Source organism: Aurantimonas sp. A3-2-R12 (assembly GCF_036016755.1).
GTDB classification, from domain to species: domain Bacteria; phylum Pseudomonadota; class Alphaproteobacteria; order Rhizobiales; family Rhizobiaceae; genus Aurantimonas; species Aurantimonas coralicida_A.
Genome location: NZ_JAYXIH010000003.1, coordinates 152907 through 171609 on the forward strand (window position 1 = coordinate 152907; position 18703 = coordinate 171609).

15 protein-coding genes are annotated in these 18703 nt (G+C 62.2%); 9 read left to right on the forward strand and 6 right to left on the reverse strand.

The window, feature by feature from the left end:
• Window positions 1-14: 14 nt before the first annotated feature.
• Complete coding sequence (locus VSX60_RS02820) at window positions 15-698, reverse strand: phosphoribosyltransferase (RefSeq protein ID WP_327622631.1); 684 nt, start codon at window positions 696-698, stop codon at window positions 15-17.
• A gap of 254 nt (window positions 699-952) precedes the next feature.
• Between VSX60_RS02820 and VSX60_RS02825 the strand changes: the two genes are divergently transcribed.
• The 3 genes from VSX60_RS02825 to VSX60_RS02835 are packed head-to-tail and all read left to right on the forward strand — an operon-like array spanning window position 953 to window position 5414.
• Window positions 953-1792 (forward strand): universal stress protein, encoded by an 840-nt coding sequence (locus tag VSX60_RS02825; RefSeq protein ID WP_327622632.1) that lies wholly within the window; start codon window positions 953-955, stop codon window positions 1790-1792.
• Window positions 1793-1823: 31 nt separating this feature from the next.
• Window positions 1824-4202 carry a phosphoketolase family protein gene (locus tag VSX60_RS02830; RefSeq protein ID WP_327622633.1) on the forward strand — a complete coding sequence of 793 codons (2379 nt, stop codon included), beginning with the start codon at window positions 1824-1826 and terminating at the stop codon, window positions 4200-4202.
• Between the two features lie 27 nt (window positions 4203-4229).
• Window positions 4230-5414 carry an acetate/propionate family kinase gene (locus tag VSX60_RS02835; protein ID WP_327622634.1) on the forward strand — a complete coding sequence of 395 codons (1185 nt, stop codon included), beginning with the start codon at window positions 4230-4232 and terminating at the stop codon, window positions 5412-5414.
• A gap of 196 nt (window positions 5415-5610) precedes the next feature.
• Here VSX60_RS02835 and VSX60_RS02840 read toward each other — a convergent pair whose 3' ends face one another.
• On the reverse strand, window positions 5611-6354 hold the full coding sequence (locus tag VSX60_RS02840; RefSeq protein ID WP_327622635.1) for a hypothetical protein: 744 nt from the start codon (window positions 6352-6354) through the stop codon (window positions 5611-5613).
• 521 nt (window positions 6355-6875) lie between these two features.
• On the opposite strand from VSX60_RS02840, the gene VSX60_RS02845 reads away from it, so the two are divergent.
• The gene (locus VSX60_RS02845) at window positions 6876-8897 is read left to right on the forward strand and encodes an O-linked N-acetylglucosamine transferase, SPINDLY family protein (RefSeq protein ID WP_327622636.1); all 2022 of its coding nucleotides are present in this window, start codon (window positions 6876-6878) and stop codon (window positions 8895-8897) included.
• 105 nt (window positions 8898-9002) lie between these two features.
• On the opposite strand, the gene VSX60_RS02850 is transcribed toward VSX60_RS02845, so the two are convergent.
• Window positions 9003-9815 (reverse strand): cephalosporin hydroxylase family protein, encoded by an 813-nt coding sequence (locus VSX60_RS02850; RefSeq protein ID WP_327622637.1) that lies wholly within the window; start codon window positions 9813-9815, stop codon window positions 9003-9005.
• 383 nt (window positions 9816-10198) lie between these two features.
• Here VSX60_RS02850 and rfbF point away from each other — a divergent pair, with 383 nt between their 5' ends.
• The 5 genes from rfbF (at window position 10199) to VSX60_RS02875 (ending at window position 15257) form a co-directional block, all read left to right on the forward strand.
• Window positions 10199-10972 carry a glucose-1-phosphate cytidylyltransferase gene (rfbF, locus tag VSX60_RS02855; RefSeq protein WP_327622638.1) on the forward strand — a complete coding sequence of 258 codons (774 nt, stop codon included), beginning with the start codon at window positions 10199-10201 and terminating at the stop codon, window positions 10970-10972.
• The gene (gene rfbG, locus VSX60_RS02860; RefSeq protein ID WP_327622663.1) at window positions 10963-12027 is read left to right on the forward strand and encodes a CDP-glucose 4,6-dehydratase; all 1065 of its coding nucleotides are present in this window, start codon (window positions 10963-10965) and stop codon (window positions 12025-12027) included. Before rfbF ends, rfbG begins: the two co-directional genes overlap by 10 nt.
• A complete protein-coding gene (gene rfbC / locus VSX60_RS02865; RefSeq protein ID WP_327622639.1) occupies window positions 12024-12554 on the forward strand; it encodes a dTDP-4-dehydrorhamnose 3,5-epimerase in 531 nt (176 codons plus the stop codon). Before rfbG ends, rfbC begins: the two co-directional genes overlap by 4 nt.
• Window positions 12551-13861: a glycosyltransferase family 2 protein gene (locus tag VSX60_RS02870; protein WP_327622640.1), complete on the forward strand. Its 1311-nt coding sequence runs from the start codon at window positions 12551-12553 to the stop codon at window positions 13859-13861. Before rfbC ends, VSX60_RS02870 begins: the two co-directional genes overlap by 4 nt.
• Before the next feature lie 169 nt (window positions 13862-14030).
• On the forward strand, window positions 14031-15257 hold the full coding sequence (locus tag VSX60_RS02875) for a class I SAM-dependent methyltransferase (protein WP_327622641.1): 1227 nt from the start codon (window positions 14031-14033) through the stop codon (window positions 15255-15257).
• 56 nt (window positions 15258-15313) lie between these two features.
• On the opposite strand, the gene VSX60_RS02880 is transcribed toward VSX60_RS02875, so the two are convergent.
• From VSX60_RS02880 to VSX60_RS02890, 3 genes are read right to left on the reverse strand one after another with little or no spacing between them, the layout of a single operon-like run.
• Window positions 15314-16564 (reverse strand): glycosyltransferase, encoded by a 1251-nt coding sequence (locus tag VSX60_RS02880; protein ID WP_327622642.1) that lies wholly within the window; start codon window positions 16562-16564, stop codon window positions 15314-15316.
• Between the two features lie 53 nt (window positions 16565-16617).
• The gene (locus tag VSX60_RS02885) at window positions 16618-17691 is read right to left on the reverse strand and encodes a radical SAM protein (protein WP_327622643.1); all 1074 of its coding nucleotides are present in this window, start codon (window positions 17689-17691) and stop codon (window positions 16618-16620) included.
• Window positions 17692-17707: 16 nt separating this feature from the next.
• Window positions 17708-18565, reverse strand: coding sequence for an NAD-dependent epimerase/dehydratase family protein (locus VSX60_RS02890; protein ID WP_327622644.1), 858 nt, complete (start codon window positions 18563-18565; stop codon window positions 17708-17710).
• Between the last annotated feature and the right edge of the window lie 138 nt (window positions 18566-18703).

Below are 18703 nucleotides of genomic sequence, written 5' to 3' on the forward strand. Positions count from 1 at the left end.
CGTCGGCTGACCTATCAGCCGCCGGGCTGTTCGGACGTCTCGCGGCGCGCCGCGTCCAGCATGGCAACAACTTCGTCGTCGCCGACCTGATGAAAGTCCCGGTAGTGAATGCCGATGGCATAAAAAGGCTCCGGGGTCGTCAGGCAGACCAGATCGTCGACGAGCGGCCGCAGCGCCACCAGCGTCTCGCGCGGGGCCACCGGCACGGCCAACACCAGACGGGCGGCACCGCGGCGGCGCAAGCCGATGAGCGCTGCACGGACGGTGGCGCCGGTGGCGATGCCATCATCGACGAGGATCGCCGTCCGGCCGGCCGTCGGGACCGGCGCGCGCCCTGCCAGATAGGCGTCCCGCCGCCGGGCGATCTCCCGCAGCTCCTTGTCGGCGAGCTTGTCGAGTGTGGGCTCGTCGAGCCCGGCCAGCCGCATCACGTCGTCGTTGCGCACCACCTCGGCACCCTCGCCTTCGCCCTCGACGATCGCCGCGGCGGCGAGTTCGGGCTGCCACGGCACGCCGATCTTGCGCACGATCAGCAGATCAAGCGGGACCGCAAGCTTTCGCGCGATCTCCAGCCCCACAGGTACACCACCGCGCGGTAGGGCCAACACCACAGGATCGGCGAGTTCCATCCCAGCCAGCCGATCGGCAAGCAGACGACCGGCCGTAGCGCGATCTGGAAAAGGGACTGGCTCGTTCATTGCGGACCTTCCGCTGTCAGGCCTCCGCTGCGATCGGCGCGAAGCGCCTGGGCGCTTGAACTGTGTGCGATACTGCCGGGCAACCAACGCTGCCTTGCGCCACGTCAATCAACCGTGCCCACAGCGAATAAAGCGACGGCCCCCAGCCACGATTGAGCCAGATCAAGGAGCCCATTTCGTGATCGGATAAACGGGGTCAAGCCGCAATCCGTTGACGCATCAGGCAGCGGCTGCCGACATTTCGGAGAAACGCGATGTTCAAGACGATACTGGTCTGTTTGGGGTCAAAGGATCGCGCCGAAGCGCTTCTGGACGTCGCTCTCCCGCTGGCGGAGCGCCATGACGCGCATCTGGTCGGGCTGCATGTGGTTCCCAGCTTTTCGAACTACGCCGGCGGCATGACCCCGGCGGAGGTTCCGGTGGAATTCTTCGAGGAGAACCGCCGCTTGATGCAGGCCGAAGCCGAGGCGATCGAACGCATCTTCGCGGAGCGGACGCGCTCGGCCGCGATCAGGAGCGAGTGGCGTCGCGAGGAGGCTACCAGCCCGAACCAGCACCGTGTCTTCAACCGGCACGCCATGTGCGCCGACCTTGTCATCGCCGGGCAGGCCCGCGACGCCGAATGGGGCGGCGGCAATATCCTGGTCGATCTGGTCATGGGATCGGGGCGGCCGGTTCTGCTTGTCCCATATGCCGGCCGGTTCGACCGCATCGGCGATCGGGTTATGCTGACCTGGAACGCCACGCGCGAGGCCGCACGAGCCGCCTTCGACGCCCTGCCGATCCTGAAAGACGCAAGCCATGTCCGCGTGCTGGCCATCGACCCCAGCGAGGATCGGTCCCATACCGGCCTGGCAGCGGCGGACGATCTCGCCGTCACCCTGGCAAGGCACGGGGTCAAGGCGGAGGCGGCAACCTCTTTCAGCGACACGATCTCGGTCGCCGACGACATCCTGTCGCGTCTCGCCGACGACGGCTCGGATCTTTTGGTGATGGGCTGCTTCGGCCATTCCAGGGTCCGGGAGATGCTGTTCGGTGGTGTGACGCGCCACGTCCTGCGCCATATGACGGTTCCCGTCCTGATGTCGCATTGACTGCGGCCGGAAAAACGGAAGAGTCCGAGTGATGACCGACGCCGAATTCGACGTTCTCGATCGCTACTGGCGGGCGGCGAACTATCTGTCGGTCGGCCAGATCTATCTGGTCGACAATCCGCTGCTGCGCGAGCCTCTTCGGCCCGAACACCTCAAACGTCGCCTGCTCGGCCATTGGGGCACCACGCCCGGCCTCAACTTCGTCTACGTCCACCTGAACCGGGTGATCCGGGAGCGGGACGTCTCCGTTCTCTACGTCTGCGGTCCCGGCCATGGCGGTCCGGGAATGGTCGCCAACACCTGGCTCGAAGGCAGCTATTCGCAGATCTATCCCGACATCTCCCAAGACGCCGAGGGCATGCGCAAGCTGTTCCGACAGTTCTCGTTTCCCGGCGGTATTCCCAGCCATGCCGCGCCGGAAACGCCGGGCTCGATCCACGAAGGCGGCGAACTCGGTTATGCCCTTGCCCATGCCTATGGCGCGGTCTTCGACAATCCCGACCTGATCGCCGCCTGCGTGATCGGCGACGGCGAGGCGGAGACCGGAGCGCTCGCCGCCTCCTGGCATTCGAACAAGTTCCTGAATCCGGCGAGCGACGGCGCCGTGCTGCCGATCCTGCATCTCAACGGCTACAAGATCGCCAATCCGACCGTGCTCGGCCGCATGGGCGACGACGAGCTTGCCTGCCTGTTCGAAGGTTATGGCCACGATCCCATCTTCGTCGAGGGTGATGATCCGGCCTTGATGCACCGCAAGATGGCCGCCGCCTTCGACCGGGCCTTTGGGCGCATCGCCGAAATCCAGGCCGAGGCGCGGTCCGGCAAGGCCACCGGGCGTCCCGACTGGCCGATGATCGTGCTCAGGTCTCCGAAAGGCTGGACCGGACCGAAGGAGGTCGACGGCAAGAAGGTCGAGGGTTTCTGGCGCGCCCACCAGGTGCCGGTGGCACAGGTCCGCGACAATCCGGAGCACCGGTGCATCCTCGAGGACTGGATGCGCTCCTACGAACCGGAGGAGCTTTTCGACGAGGCGGGCCGGTTGCGGCCGGATCTGGCCGATTTCGCGCCCCAGGGCGAGCGCCGGATGGGCGCCAATCCCGTCGCCAATGGTGGCCGGCTCAAGGTCGATCTCGACCGGCCGGATGTCGGCGACTTCGCCGTCGACGTGACGCGGCCCGGTGGCGTTCAAGGCGAGGCGACGCGAGTGCTGGGCCAGTATCTGCGCGATCTCATGGTGCGCAATCGCGACGCGCGGAACTTTCGTCTGATCAGTCCGGACGAGGCCTCGTCGAACCGTCTCGACGCGGTGTTCGAGGTCACCGAGCGGGTCTGGATGGAGCGGATCGAACCCTATGACGTCCATCTCGCCCGCGAGGGCCGGGTCATGGAAATCCTCAGCGAGCATCTCTGCCAGGGTTGGCTGGAAGGCTACCTCCTCACCGGCCGGCACGGGCTGTTCGCCTGCTACGAGGCCTTCGTCCACATCGTCGATTCCATGTTCAACCAGCACGCCAAATGGCTGAAGGTCTCGCGCGAGATTGAATGGAGGGCGCCGATCGCGTCGCTGAACTATCTTCTGACCTCGCATGTCTGGCAACAGGATCACAACGGCTTCAGCCATCAGGATCCGGGTTTCGTCGATCTCGTCGCCAACAAGAAGGCCGATGTCGTCCGCCTGTATTTCCCGCCCGACGCCAACACGCTCCTATGCGTCGCCGACCACTGTCTCGGGACCTATGACCGGGTGAACGTCATCGTCGCCGGCAAGGCGCCGGCGCCGCAATGGCTGACCATCAAAGAGGCGAAGGCCCATTGCGACACGGGGATTTCCGCTTGGCCGTTCGCCTCCAACGTCTCGGCGGATCAAACGCCCGACATCGTCATGGCCGCGGCCGGCGACGTGCCGACCATCGAGGCGTTGGCGGCCACCGCCCTTTTGCGCGAGGCGCTGCCGGAGCTTAAAATCCGTTTTGTCAACGTGATCGATCTGATGGCGTTACAGCCAAAGGAGCGGCATCCGCACGGCCTCGACGACGCCGCCTTCGACGCGCTGTTCACCCGCGATCGGCCGGTGATCTTCGCCTATCACGGCTATCCCTATCTCATCCACCGCCTGACCTATAAGCGCGCCAACCACGACAACATCCACGTTCACGGCTACCAGGAGGAAGGCACGACAACGACGCCCTTCGACATGGTGGTGCTCAACGAATTGGATCGTTTCCATCTGGCGATCGCCGCCATCGCGCGGCTGCCGGATCGCGGCGGAGCGGCCGGCGGAGAAGCGATCGAGCAATTTCGCCAGCGACTTGCGGCGCATCGGGCCTATATCGTCGAGAATGGCGAAGACATGCCCGAAATCCGCGACTGGTCCTGGCGATACCAAACGACTTTGGACGCGGCGGAATAACCAGCCTTCCAGCCTGTCTGGTGAACGATGACGAGCGACGCTGTCCTCTGTCTGAACGCCGGCTCATCGAGCACGAAGTTCGGCCTTTTCCGGATCGGCCTATCGGATTGGCCGTCGCTGGTGGCCCGCGGTCAGTTGAAGCGCGGTAAGGAGGAAATTCGTCTGGAGGCCCGGGGCCCCGACGGCAGCATCGCGCTCGACGAGATTGTGGCGGACGACGCGGCCGATCCGCAGCGCGCCTATCAGCGGCTTCTCGACTGGGCTGACGATCTGGCGCGACCAGGGCGCCTCGCTGCGGTCGGCCACCGGATCGTCCATGGCGGCACCGCGTTCACGGGACCGGTTCGGCTCACAGCGGAGACGATTTCCTCAATCGAGGGTCTGACGCCGCTGGCTCCGCTGCACCAACCACTGGGGCTGAAGCCGGTGCGCGCAATCGCCGGTCTGCGGCCGGACCTTCGCCAGACCGCCTCCTTCGACACGGCGTTTCATAGCTCGATCGCGCCGCAAGCCGCACGCTACGCCCTGCCCCGGCGGCTCGAAGCGGAAGGTATCCGCAAATATGGCTTCCACGGCTTGTCCTACGATTACATCGCCCATCGGCTCGACGATCGCTGGCCCGGTACCACTGCGAAGAAGACGGTCGTCGCCCATCTCGGCGCCGGCGCCAGCCTGTGCGCGCTAAAGGACAGCAAGAGCGCCGATACGACGATGGGCTTTTCGACCCTCGACGGCGTCGTGATGGCCACCCGGTGCGGTTCGCTCGATCCGGGCGTGATTCTCTATCTTCTCAAGGCGAAGGGTTTTACGCCTGAGGCCATCGAACATCTGCTCTATTACAAATCCGGGCTGCTCGGCGTTTCCGATCTGTCCGGCGACATGCGCGAGCTTCTCAAAGCCGACACGCCGCCAGCCCGTGAGGCGATCGACCTGTTCGCCCTCAGCGTCGCGCGCCAGGTGGCCGTGATGGCGACGAGTCTCGGGGGCCTTGAGCGTCTGGTCTTCACCGGCGGGGTCGGCGAGAATCAGCCCGGCATCCGCGATGCCATATGCCATCATCTTGTCTGGCTCGGCCTTGCGGTCGATCCGGATCGCAATCGGGCCGCCGTGGAGCGGATCGACGCGCCGGACAGTCGCGTCGAAATCCTGATCGTTCCGACCGACGAAGAGGCCGTCATCGCCCGCGACGCGGCGAGGTTGCCGGTCGGCTAAAGAGGTAGCCGAACTTCTTGCAGCAGTAGGTGTGCAAGTCCCCGAGGCCCACGGACGGCTTTTCGACTTGGATGTCACGGTTCATTGCGGCGGCAAGCTAAATCAGTGTATCGTCAGGGTGGAAGCGCAACATCGAAATACGAAACCACCTCCACTCGATATATATCCGTCCCATGACTGCCTTCCTATTTACCACCTATATTCCAGCGACTCCCCAATTCGAACGGAGGAATAATTTATCTCCCCCTTCCACGATAACAATATGTATCGGAAATATAACAAATATTTTCATTATAAATAAACCCGGTCTGTATCGTAAATAATAGTTATTTCTAGGATTTTTTCCTCCATTATACTCTCGATATGAATATAGATCTGCTCCGTTGCTGACCAAAAAATCCGCGACCTGCTGCCCCGTGCAATTCGCGCCCGCCAGAGCTTGATCGAAAATTGCCTTGTAGCGAATCCCGATATCTTTCAGATATTCGTCCATGTTTTGAAGCGGTTCCGAGGCGAGCGCTTCGGCACACGTCACGCTCGGGCCCGCAACCGGCGGATTTCCGGCGCCGTTTTCCTGGTCTCGCGTGTCGGCCTGGCTCGGAACGATGCCGGTTTCCTCGCCGCGCTGCTCATCCGGTATCAGCTTCGGCGCCGTCGCTTTATCGGTTTCCACCCGTCCCAGGCCGGCGGCCCCGGTGTCTCGCAGTTCGTCCCCGAATGCAGTCGTGGTGAGTGGGGCAACCGACGCGATCGGTCCCAGCCCCAGGAGGACGTACCCCACGAGACAGATGGAGACAATCCGGCTCCGCGTCACTGCGCGCGACCCGGTCCCCGCCGGCGTCGATGCAGGACGACGCTTTGCGAACTTCGCGCCGATATCCACGCCATCGCTCGCAAGCTTTCGTCTGAGAGGACCATAAGGATCGAAGTCGATCGACATCTTTATTCCTCACTGTTCCCGCGTGGCACGGCGGAATTGATCCGACAGCGGCTTCAGGAGATATGACATCGCCAGATCGGGCGCTACCGCATCCACATCGAGCGTTGGTCAGTTCTATGGATTTCATTGGGACGTGGCGCACCCGACAGGATGAAATTGGGCAATGGACCTTGGAGGTGGCGCATTGATGCCGGCCTCATTGGAGCTGCTGGTTTCCCCTGGTCGATCCGGGCGGCATCGCTGCGCGAACCGCCAGCGCAAAGCTCGGCGAATGCCAGCAGGCGAAGGGCCGGTGCCGCGTCCTTTGTCGTCCTGGCCAGACGCCGAAATATCGAGCCGTCGAAATCGCCGCGCAGCGGGAATGGGCATTGCCATGGCAAACTTCCGTTTGACACAGTGATTGAGAATTCTACCGGCTCGGGATCCCCAAGAGCGTCACGCTCCATGCTCGGTGGTATGGGTCAAGTCGACACGAATTACAGGGTGATAACTGCCTCATGCGATTGAATCTCGATAGGCTGATGGGCCAGGCCAGCAAACTTCGACGAAAGGGCGATCTGGCGCAGGCCAGTCAGCTTTATCTGACAATTCTCGAAGCGTATCCCGGAAACCAGCGCGCGTCGAAGGCGCTCGAACAGCTGCGAGCTGAGGCCATCGATCCGCCAGTGGAAACGTTGAGGGATTTGGAATCCCTATATCAGAAAGGCGAATTTGCCGGCGTCGCGGAGACGGGCGAGCGGTTCGCGCAGGACTTTCCACGGTCTTGCACCCTTTGGAATATCATTGGAGCGGCAAACCAGGCTCTCGGTCGAACCCAAGCCGCGGAGGAGAATTTTCGCCGAGCCCTCGACATCAATCCGCAGGACGCCGATGCACACAACAATCTTGGGGTGATCCTCAAAGCCCAGAATAGAACCGGAGAAGCACTCGAAAGCTATCAGCGCGCCACGTTGTTCAACCCGAACCACGCTGACGCTCTCGTGAATCTGGGAAATCTTGTCAAAGATACGGGTCACGTTGATGACGCGCTGACCTACTATGCCAAAGCACAGCGAATAAACCCGGGCGATGCGGCGATATACTACAATATTGCCGGGACACTTCAAGAAAAAGGTGAGGTAGAGGAATCCGTCCGTCACTATCTTCGAGCGCTCGAACTCGCTCCCGATTACCAAAAGGCGCGAGCGCAGCTTTTGCACCAGCTGGCGCATCTGTGCGACTGGGATCGACTGCAATCCTTCAGCACGGGCACGGCGACCCTGGGGATCGTCGGCGAGCCGGTCGAGCCGTTCGCTTTGTTGTTCCTGGAAGACTCGCCCTCGCGCCAGCGTATCCGCTCGGAACGGTTTGCCGCTAAGAGGTTCGAGGCGAGCCCCCTCCCCATACCGATTCGGACTGACGTTCCGCGGAAAAACTTGCGCATCGGTTATTTCTCAGCCGATTTTCACAGCCACGCGACCATGTATCTTCTCTCCCAAGTCCTGCTGGGGCATGATCGAAGTTCGTTCGAGATTTACATCTATTCCTATGGCACCAAGCAGGACGAATGGATCACGCCCACCCTGAAGAACGCCGTTACCCGTTTTCAGGATGTGCGGGAATTGTCCGATCTTGATCTGGCCGGCCTCGCCCGTCGTGATGCTCTCGACATCGCCGTCGATCTGAAAGGCTATACGCGGAATTCGCGGTCTGGCATTTTCTCGCACCGCCTGGCGCCGATCCAGATCAGTTATCTCGGATATCCCGGTACGATGGGCGCCCGCTTCATCGATTACATCGTGGCGGATGACGTGGTCATTCCGCCCTCGCACCGTGAACACTATACCGAGAACGTCATATACCTTCCCCATTCGTATCAGCCGACCGACAATAGCAGAGAAATTCCGGACAAGCCGTCGAGCCGCCAGCAATTCGGGCTACCGCCAGACGGCTTCGTCTTTTGCTGCTTCAATGCGACTTACAAGATCACCCTGCGCGAATTCGCCATCTGGATGCGCCTTCTCGACAAGGTCGATGGAAGTGTTCTTTGGCTGTTGCGATCCAACAAGTGGGCAGAAGCGAACCTCCGTGCGGCGACCAGGACGCACGGAATCGATGAATCACGGCTCGTCTTCGCGGAACGGCAGCCGCATCTTGAGCATCTGGCGCGGCACCGGCATGCGGATCTTTTCCTCGACACGTTCAACGTCAATGCCCATACGACGGCAAGCGATGCTCTATGGGCCGGGCTGCCGATCGTCACGAGAATGGGCGAGCAATTCGCGGCAAGAGTGGCCGCGAGCGTCTTGCATGCCGCGGGGCTTCCAGAACTCATAACTGATTCAGACGAGGCCTATGAGATGCTCGCCCTCGACCTGGCGACGGATCGATGCAAGCTCGACGCGATCAAGCAGAAGCTTTCCGACAATCGTCTCACTCAGCCGCTGTTCGACAGCAGACGCTATACGAAACATCTGGAAGCTGCCTATCGGCAAGCCTGTCAGCGCTATATCGACGGCAAGTCAGTCGACACGATCCGGGTGGAAGACGATAGGGCGGGGTGATTGCCCAGACGGCAGATCGATCTCGCGATCGCAGCGACCGTAAGATCGGCCAACCGCACCTGGTTGCCCGGCGTACATTGCAATCCGCAAGTACTACAGGGCGTTTCAGACACGCCTCAGAAAGCCGTCCGGTGAGGCCGTGATCATCAGCTTGTGCTCGATGTCCTTGTCGGTCTCGAAATGCAGGGGGTGGCCGTCTCGGCCACTCCGTTCGGTGGTGTTCAGCGCCTCCATGTACTCCCAGACCGCTGTCTTGGGGTTGTTACCTTTGCCCCATGGACGATCGGCGCACATGTCCGCGGGAAGATTCTCCACGCCGCTGTCCCAAACCACGCAATAACACCCCCTGGACGTCAATGGGGCATACAGTTCAAGCTCCTCCAGAACATGCGCGTGGGTGTGATTGGAGTCCAGGAACACCATGACACGCTCAGAGCCATCGGCATGAGCGTAAATTGCCTCTGCCGACTCCCGCGAAGTGGACGACCCCTCGAGCAAATGGATCATGCGTCGCAGCGGATGGGCATCCAAGCCTTCGCGGTTATGCGCTCTGATGTCGATATCGACACCGACGACCTTGCGCCGGCTCGCCTTCGGGTCGATCACGGTCCCGGCTTCGACTGCATCGCAATAATCGAGCAGCGCCAACATCGAGGCGCTCATGATCAAGGATCCGCCGTGAGCAATGCCGGTCTCGACGATCAGGTCGGGGCGGCACGCCCAGATCAATTCCTGGATGGCATAGATGTCCTGAGGCACCTGAATGATTGGCCGTCCAAGCCAGCTGAAATTCTGCGCGTAGCGATGCCGGATGGCCTCGCGAATCCAGATATTGCTCAGTCCGATAAAGTCGCGGTCTTCACCGGCATCGCGGATATTCGACGCCACGAAATTGCGAAACTGTTCAGCGGGGTCCATCTCGTCTCCAATCGGCACGCATTCCGAGGCGTCCTGTCGGCCCGGGCAGGCCCCTGCAGTAAGGCGAATCGGCGGCAACGCACAAGCGGATGCTTCAAGGGCCAGGCGCGACTTCGGTCACGGTCGGGCGGAGAGGAGTAGGGCCCCCGGTGGCGATGGCGGCTACCGCGACGTCGGCAATGGTTGTCGACAGGCACTTGCCGCCATCTGGAATCGACGAAACCGCCGTCCGTCCGGCTTATCATCAGGCCCACACAAGCGAGTCTCCCTTAAGTCAATCAGGTGATTCTCGGGGACTTCTGGCAGATTTTGATGCAGCGTCATTCACCGTTTTCATCTGTAGCGCCATGCAAATCGGCGCATGCAGAAGCCCGGAATAAGGCATGAAAGTCGTTATCCTGGCGGGCGGCCGCGGCTCGCGACTGGCCGAGGAAACCTCGGTGCGGCCGAAGCCGCTGGTGGAGATCGGCGAAAAGCCGATCATCTGGCACATCATGAGCATCTACGCCCATTTTGGCTTCAAGGACTTCATCGTCTGTGCCGGCTACAAGGGCTACCAGATCAAGGAATATTTCGCGAACCTCGTTCTGCACCACAGCGACGTCACGGTAGATCTCGGCCGGAACCTGATCCACTATCACCAATCGGACAAGCTCGATTGGCGCGTCAGCGTGATCGACACCGGTCTCGACACTATGACAGGCGGGCGGCTGAAGCGCGCCAAGCCGTATCTTACGCCGGGCGAGCCCTTTTGCATGACTTATGGCGATGGGGTCGCCGACGTGGACGTGGCCCGCGAAGCTGCGTTTCATCGCGCGCACGGGCTCAAGGCGACAATGTGTACCGTGGCACCACCCGGCCGTTTCGGCACGGTCAATATCGAGGGCGAACGCGTCTCGGCCTTCGTGGAGAAGCCCACGGCCGACACGCAACGCATCAATGGCGGCTTCTTCGTCCTGCAACCGGAGGTGCTCGATCTCATCGAGGGCGACGGCACGGTATGGGAGAGCGGGCCGCTGGAACGGCTGGTCGCCGAAGGCCAACTCGCCTCCTTTCGCCATGATGGCTTCTGGCGTCCCATGGACACGCTGCGCGAGCGTATTCACCTCAACGAAATGTGGAATGCCAGCGCCGCGCCATGGAAGGTTTGGACGTGACCGGATTCTGGACCGGCCGCCGCGTCCTCGTCACCGGTCATACCGGCTTCAAGGGCGGCTGGCTCTCTCTGTGGCTGGAACGCCTAGGGGCGCAGGTGACGGGCATTGCCCGCGCGCCCGAGACCGAGCCGGCGCTTTATTACCTACTTGGCCCCTGGAACGGCCAAGACCATCATCTCGCCGACATCCGCGATCTCTCGGCGCTGGCGCCGCTGGTAAAAACGGCGCGCCCGCAAGTGGTGTTTCATCTGGCTGCCCAGCCGTTGGTGCGGCGGTCCTATGCCGAGCCGGTCGAGACCTTCGAGACCAATGTCATGGGCACAGTGAACCTTCTTGAGGCCATACGTGGGGCACCGGATGTGCAGGCGGTGGTGGTGGTGACCACCGACAAGGTCTATGCCCATCGCGATGATGGTCGTCCGTTTGACGAGGACGACCGGCTTGGCGGCAATGACCCCTACAGCTGCTCGAAGGCCTGTGCCGAACTCGTCGTCCAGGGTTTCCGCGACAGTTTCTTCGGTTCGGGCGGCCCGGCACTGGCCACCGCCCGCGCCGGCAATGTGGTCGGCGGCGGAGACTGGTCGGAGGATCGACTGGTGGCCGATTGCGTGCGTTCGCTCGAAGCGGGGAGGCCCGTCCATCTACGCGCGCCGCGCTCGACCCGGCCCTGGCAGCATGTGATTGAGCCGCTGGCGGGCTATCTGAAACTGGCGCAGGCGCTGACGGAGGAGCCGGCCCGCGCGCCGCAGGCTGTGAATTTCGGTCCGGACCCGGATCAGTCCGCCACGGTAGCCGAGATGGCGGAGCGGCTCGCCGCCGCTTGGGGCGCTGCCGAAGCCTGGCTTGCCGACGAGGGACCGCATCCGCCCGAGGCGAAGGCGTTGCGTCTGCGCTCGGATCGCGCCGCCGAGGCACTGGGCTGGCGACCCCGCCTATCGCTGGACGAAACCCTTACTTGGACCGCCGACTGGTATCGCGCTCACCGCGCCGGTGCCGACATGCGCGGATTCACGACGACGCAGATTGCCGCCTATGAAGAGCGGGCGTCGCGATGAGATTCATTGAGACGAAGGTGGCCGGCGCCTGGGAGATCGAGATCGAGCCACTCCCCGACGAGCGGGGTTTTTTTGCGCGCGCGTTTTGCGCGGAAACCTTCGCGGCGCGAGGGCTGATGGATCGATTCGTTCATGCCGACATCTCCTTCAACCCCTCCCGGGGCACGCTGAGAGGGATGCATCTCCAGGCTCCTCCGAGGGCTGAGATCAAGCTCGTTCGCGCCGTGCGCGGCCGAATTTTCGATGTCGCCGTGGATCTGCGACCGCAGTCGCCGACCTATCTCGGCCATGCCGCCGTCGAACTCGACGCGAGCCGCTGGAACGCCCTCTATGTGCCCGCCGGCTGTGCCCACGGGTTCCTTACCCTCGAAGACGATTGCGAGGTCCTCTACCTCGTCTCCGAGATCTACGCCCGCGACCTCGCCCGCACCTTCCGCTGGAACGATCCCGCCTTCGGCGTGAACTGGCCGGCCGAACCCCAGATCATCTCGGCCCGTGATGCCAATGCAGAGGACTTCAAGCCATGAACGCTCCCTTCGATCCCGCAAAGCTGCCTGCCAGCGCGCCCACCACAGTCATGGAGGCGCCGTCCGATGTGACGCTCAGCATCTGCGTCCCCACCTACAATCGCGCGCGCTTCCTCGAACATCTCTTTCCGCATCTGGCCGAGGCGAGCCAGGCCTTCGACTTCACCTATGAAATCGTCGTCTCGGACAATGCTTCGCCGGACGATACGGCCACCGTGGTCGAGCGCTTCCAGGCGGACGGCTTGCCGATCCGCTATTTCCGTCAGGAAGAGAACAAGGTTCTGTCCAATCTCCTCAGCGCCTTCCACCATGCGCGGGGACGCTATCTCGTCTATCTGGCGGATGATGATCTGATCGTCCCGGAGGCGCTGGCCGACAACATCCGCTTCATGCTGGCCAATCCGGAGATCCGGGCCTGCTACACCCCGTGGGACATCTACGACGATGTGAACAAGGCCTCGCATCAGTTGTTTTATCAGCTGGATAGCGAGCTCGCTGTCTTCCATCCCGGTCAGGAGGTAGATCTGCTCAATATGCTCGTCAAAAATCACATCATCCCGGAGATCGCGATCTACCGGGCCGATGCCGTGCGCTGCATCGTCTCGGCGCCACGCTTCTGTTACTGGGCGTTCAGCTACCTCGCCGCGATCGCCGCGCAAGGGCCGATCGCCTTCCGGCAGATGCCCTACTACCGCTCGGTGACACTGTCGCCCGTCATGCCCAACCGATCCCAGGAAGGGACCGCCGACAACCTGTCCAACTGGGACAGCTTCCGAGGTGGCATCGAATACATGATTTTCAGCCTACTGCGCCGGCATAACGTTACCCCCGACGCGGAATTACGGCTGGCGTTCCGCGACATGGTGGACAGCTTTCTGCAATTGCGTATGCGCGTGACCTTGAGACTGTGGCTGGGCCGCCGGGATTATATCCGCGCCTATGAAATCCTCTGCCGCCTGAACTATCTCAACCCCAACGCGATCGAGGGGATCGACAATCTGGAGAAGCTGTCGCCGTTGATCATGGCGCAGACGCTGGCGCGCCTCGCCAACGGCATCGCCGGAATCGACCGCGTAGTGCTGGCCGGTATCGGCGACAGCGATGCCGTCGGGACCATGTTGCGGGATCTGGGGCTGGAGGAGCGTATCCGGGTTGAAGCCGCCTCGGATGCGCCTGACGAAGGCGCCCGGACTGGCTGCCTTGTCTTCATTGGACAAGAGAATCTGCGCCAGGATTTTGTGGATCAAGGCTATGAATCTGGGCTCATCGTCAGCGAAAGGAATATCAGCGCCAACATTCTGATCTAAGCAACTCCTTGCCCGCTGGCTGAACACCTCTTCCACGCTCTCACAAGCCGACTCGTGTCCGCTTGCCGCCGCGGCTAAAGTCGAGCATTGACCGACCAGCCACATCGGTGGCGCCGGACCGCATTGGAGGCGAACGAGTGAGATCGACCCGACGCAATGGAGCGATCTGGTGAACTGCAGGCACTGCGGCGGCGCCCTTCGTCTGCCGTTTCTCGATCTCGGCAGCGCTCCGCCCTCCAACGCCTACCTCACCGAAGAGGCGCTGCGGGAGCCGGAAATCTGGTTCCCACTGCGGCTGCTGGTCTGTGGCAGCTGCTGGCTCGTGCAGACCGAAGATTACGCCGGCCGCGCCGCACTGTTCACCGATGACTACGCTTATTTCAGCTCGTTTTCGTCTTCCTGGCTGGCGCATGCCAAGCAATATGTGGGAACGATGGTCGCACGCCTCGGCCTCGGAGCTGAAAGTTCGGTCGTCGAGATCGCAGCCAATGACGGCTATCTCCTGCAATATGTCGCCGCCGCCGGTATCCCCTGCTATGGAATCGAACCGACCGTCGGCACAGCCGCATCGGCGCGCGTCAAAGGACTCGAGATCATCGAGAGCTTCTTCGGCAACGCCCTGGCCGAAACCTTGGTCGAGCACGGCCGACAAGCCGACCTCATAACCGCGAACAACGTGCTGGCGCATGTGCCGGACATCAACGACTTCGTGGCAGGTTTCGCCAAGTTGCTGAAGCCGAGTGGCGTTGCGACATTCGAGTTTCCGCATCTGCTAATGATGGTGCGGGACAACCAGTTCGATACCGCCTACCACGAACACTATTCCTACCTGTCACTGACGGTGGTGGAGCGAATCTTCACCCACAACGGACTGTTGGTTTTCGACGTCGAGGAACTGCCGACCCACGGTGGCAGCCTGCGGGTCTTCGCCCAGCGCCGCGATACGGCCATCCATCCCGTGTGCGCATCCGTTCCGGCGCTACGGGAGCGGGAAGCAAACGCGGGCATGAGCGACGCCGATTTCTATCGCGGTTTTCAGGTCGAGGCCGAGCGGGTCAAGGACGATCTGACGCGCTTCCTGATCGATGCCAAGCGCCAAGGCCTCAGCGTTGGCGCTTATGGCGCAGCGGCCAAGGGCAACACACTTCTCAACTTCGCCGGCGTGAAACGCGACCTTCTGCCCTATGTCGTGGATAAGAACCCAGTCAAACAGGGACGGTTCATGCCCGGCAGCCGCATTCCGATCGTCTCGGAAGATCATTTGCGGGAATCGCGGCCAGACCGTGTCCTGATCCTGCCCTGGAACCTCGCCGACGAAGTCACCGCCCAATTGGCTTACATCCGCGCCTGGGGTGGCGCCTTCGTTACTGCCGTGCCGAGGATAAACCTTATCTGACGGGTCGCGGAGAGATGCTGTCGGCGCAAGCCCAGCGCATCCGAGTCAGAGGACGCTTACGACGCGACGGTTCGCGTCTCGTCACGCCGGTGCGACGTCTGCCATGGTTCAGATCCGACCGAGGGGGCGAGGCTTGGGTCGTCGGGAAAGCAGGCGCGAAAATGACCAATGCTGCCCTTCGATCGGCTTTCGGAGAGCAGATGCGCGCTGTCCCTCCTTCCCGCTTCTTGCGGGTCCGCGCGTAAGCTGGAGAGGAACCAGGCGCGCGAATCGCGCCCCAGAGCTGCGACAAAATCACGGCGCTGGCGGGGGTAGTCGGCCAATCGTGCATAGGTCTCGGCGAAGACGCCCAGCGTTTTCGCGGGCGTGCGCGACCTTGCCATGTCGGCAGCCGCCGCGGCTCCCAGCTCCGCCACCTCGCCGGCGTTTTGCCGTATCCGGTCGAGCAACGACGCGCACTGGGCGACATCCCCCACGACGAAGCCGTTACGGCCATGGCGCACGATACTTCGTTCGGCCGGGTTATCCCACACGATGGGCGTAGCTCCCATCGACATGGCTTCAACCAGTGCGTTCTCGCCGGTGCCGTAGTGGCCTGGGCTCAGGAGATAAAAGAAGACGTCGATCCCTTTCAGGACCGCACGCGGATCTTTGGCATAGCCCTCGAACCGAATTCTCTCGGGATATCGCATAGCGGCGGCGCGGGCTGCGACCTCCCCCGTTGGGTCAAGGTGACCCCACATGGCGACGCGAATGTCACCGTCCATTGCATCGATCACATCGAAAATAGCCGGGTGCATTTTGATGAAATCGAGCGTGCCGAGATAGCCATAGCGCAAAGGGTGTCGGGGACTCACCCGGCGCTTGGGCGAGGCGAAGCCGAAGCCCGAATTGGCGATGCCGAACGCCTCCGGGCGTGCCTCCACCAACGGCAAGAGATTGGTCGCTTCCAGTGAGCAGGGAGAGGTGAAGAGCGTACGATCCGCCTCAGCCAAAAGGCCGGCCGGAATGAGCGGCTGGCCAAGACCCGAAATATGGACCCACAGCGCCAGACGCATCGCCGGGAGGGGTGTAGTGGCGAGCGAATGATAGACAAGGGGATGGTTCCACCACTCCACTTGCACCACATCCGCCGCTTCCACCAGATCGCAAAGCCGCTTGCTGCCGGGGCGGACAACAATGTGCCCGCCGGCCTCCGCGATGCGCCTGACGAAAGTGGTGTCGCGCGGCTCTTCCAGGAGAACGTATGTATGGCACAGGTGATGCCCTCCGTCCGCAGGCTCGTCTCGGCTGGCTTCGGCCAGCACGGCGTGGGCCTTGCCGACGCCGCCACCAAGATGGGCGCAGATGTGGAGGATGTTCACTCAGCCGCTTCCAACATGGGCCGCCGTCCGCCGGGCGCCGCGATCGCAGGATCGAGCGTAACCTCTGCTTTGAATTTGGCCAGAAGCTCGACTCGATAGGGATCGATATTGTCCGGAAGGCAGTGACTGAGTTGGCCGCAACCGCTGCAGACGTTATTTTCGCAACGCTTGCCTTCCAAGTGCTGCAGGCGCAGCGCGTTCATAGCGTTGGAATTCCATATCGCCTTCATCGACGTCGTCCTGACGTCGCCAATGATCAGCTTGCGCCCCCAGTCGAGAAAGCAGGAACTGACGAGGCCGTCGGCATTCACCGAATAACCATAGAAAATGTAGGGACAGGTCTGCGTCGTCGCGACCGGCTGCTGGTAGATTCCTTGGGTAATCTTGACTCCCGTGTGGGCTTCGATGTCGAATTCCGGCCAGCAAGGCGCGAAGTTTTCAATGAAGATGCGATCGCAATGATCGCCGAAGGTGTCGAAGAATTCCTGCCGCTGCGCCTCGGTGATCAACTCGCCGGGGATCTTGACCACCACTTCGCACTGACCCTTGTTGGCGTAGAGCCATTTGACGTTCGTGACGAAGCCTTCGAAGTCGAAATCGAAGCCAGTGAAGCGCCTGTATTGCTCGCGCGTCATGCCATCGACGGAAATGTTGATCTTGTCGAGGCCGGCTTTCAGTACCGGGCCGAGGCGGTCCGGGGTCAGGAAGGTTCCGTTGGTGGTGGTGTCGATATAGTCCACATACCCGCTCGCCTTGGCATAGGCGATCATGTCGGCGAGGCGCTTGTTCAGGAACGGCTCGCCGTCCTTATATAGCCGCAACACCTTGATGGGTTTCTCAAACTCGGCGAGATCGTCGACGATCTTCGTGAATACGTCGAACTTCATGGCGCCCTGGTAGCGACCGGTCTCGCGGATCATGTCGCGATGACCGGTGGGGCAGAACGTACACTGGAAATTGCACGAACTGGCGGGATCGACGAAGACGACGAAGGGCGTCTCGAGCGGAATGACGGTCTCGAGCGCCGTCCGGTCGTCGAGGTTTATGCGTGGCTTGATCTCTGCCTTCATGAATTCGGACTTGTCCTCAGTTTCCGGCCGACACCAGGTTGCACACTCCGACGACCACCGTCGGATCTCCTGGCCGCGGCTCGGCGGCGCCAAATTCCAGCAGGTCACGGCGCCCCATTGCGTCCGCCACGCGCTCGGCGAGCTGCCGAACGGTAACGGCGCGACCAGAGCAGATGTTAATTGCGCCAGGCTGGCCTGTGTCAACCACCTGCGCCACCATGGCACCGGCTGCGCGGACATCGAGAAAATCGCGTAGCTGCGTGCCCGATGAGAGCCGGGCCACCTGGCCGCGATCGATCTGCTGGCGGACATAAGCGGCGAGACGACTGGGGTGCTCCCCCTCGCCATAAAGATAAAACAGCCGCGCCCATGAGAACGTGGTGCCGGTCCCGGCGAAAAAAGGCTGGAGGATCTGGAGCAGGGCGAGCTTTGCCGTAGCGTAGAGTGTCGTTGGTCCGAGCGGCGAGTCGCTGCTCAGATGCGCAGATGGCAGCGCATATTCGAAGCAGGTCCCGATGCCGATGACGTGGCCGACACCGGCAGACGCGGCCCCACGCGCCAGCGCCAGGCTGCCACGAACGCAATCGAGGTTTTCCGGCGCGTGGAGATAAATGCCGGGGGTCGCAAACCATGCCGCATGGATGATGGCGTCCACCCCGGCGCTCGCCTTAGACCAGAACGCCGGCTCTTCCGCGAACAGGTCCTCGGTCTCGATAATGTCGGCTTCTGCGGCCAGCCGGCCGCCAGTGCCAGTGCGCAGCACCACCCGCACGCTGTGGCCGTTCTCGCTCAACGCGCGGTGGATTTGCCGTCCGACGAAGCCAGTGGCGCCAGTGAGCAAAACTGTCTTGGCGGGAAGCGAGCCCGGCCGCATTGAGGCGGGACAGTCGGTATCGGGCCGAGGTTCAGTCTGCATGGCGGCGCTGCCGTTCGCATTGCTGTATCGTGATCACACTGCCACCGGTCAGATGGCTCATGGCGGGAATCACTGTGGCCACCGCGCAAGCGCCAC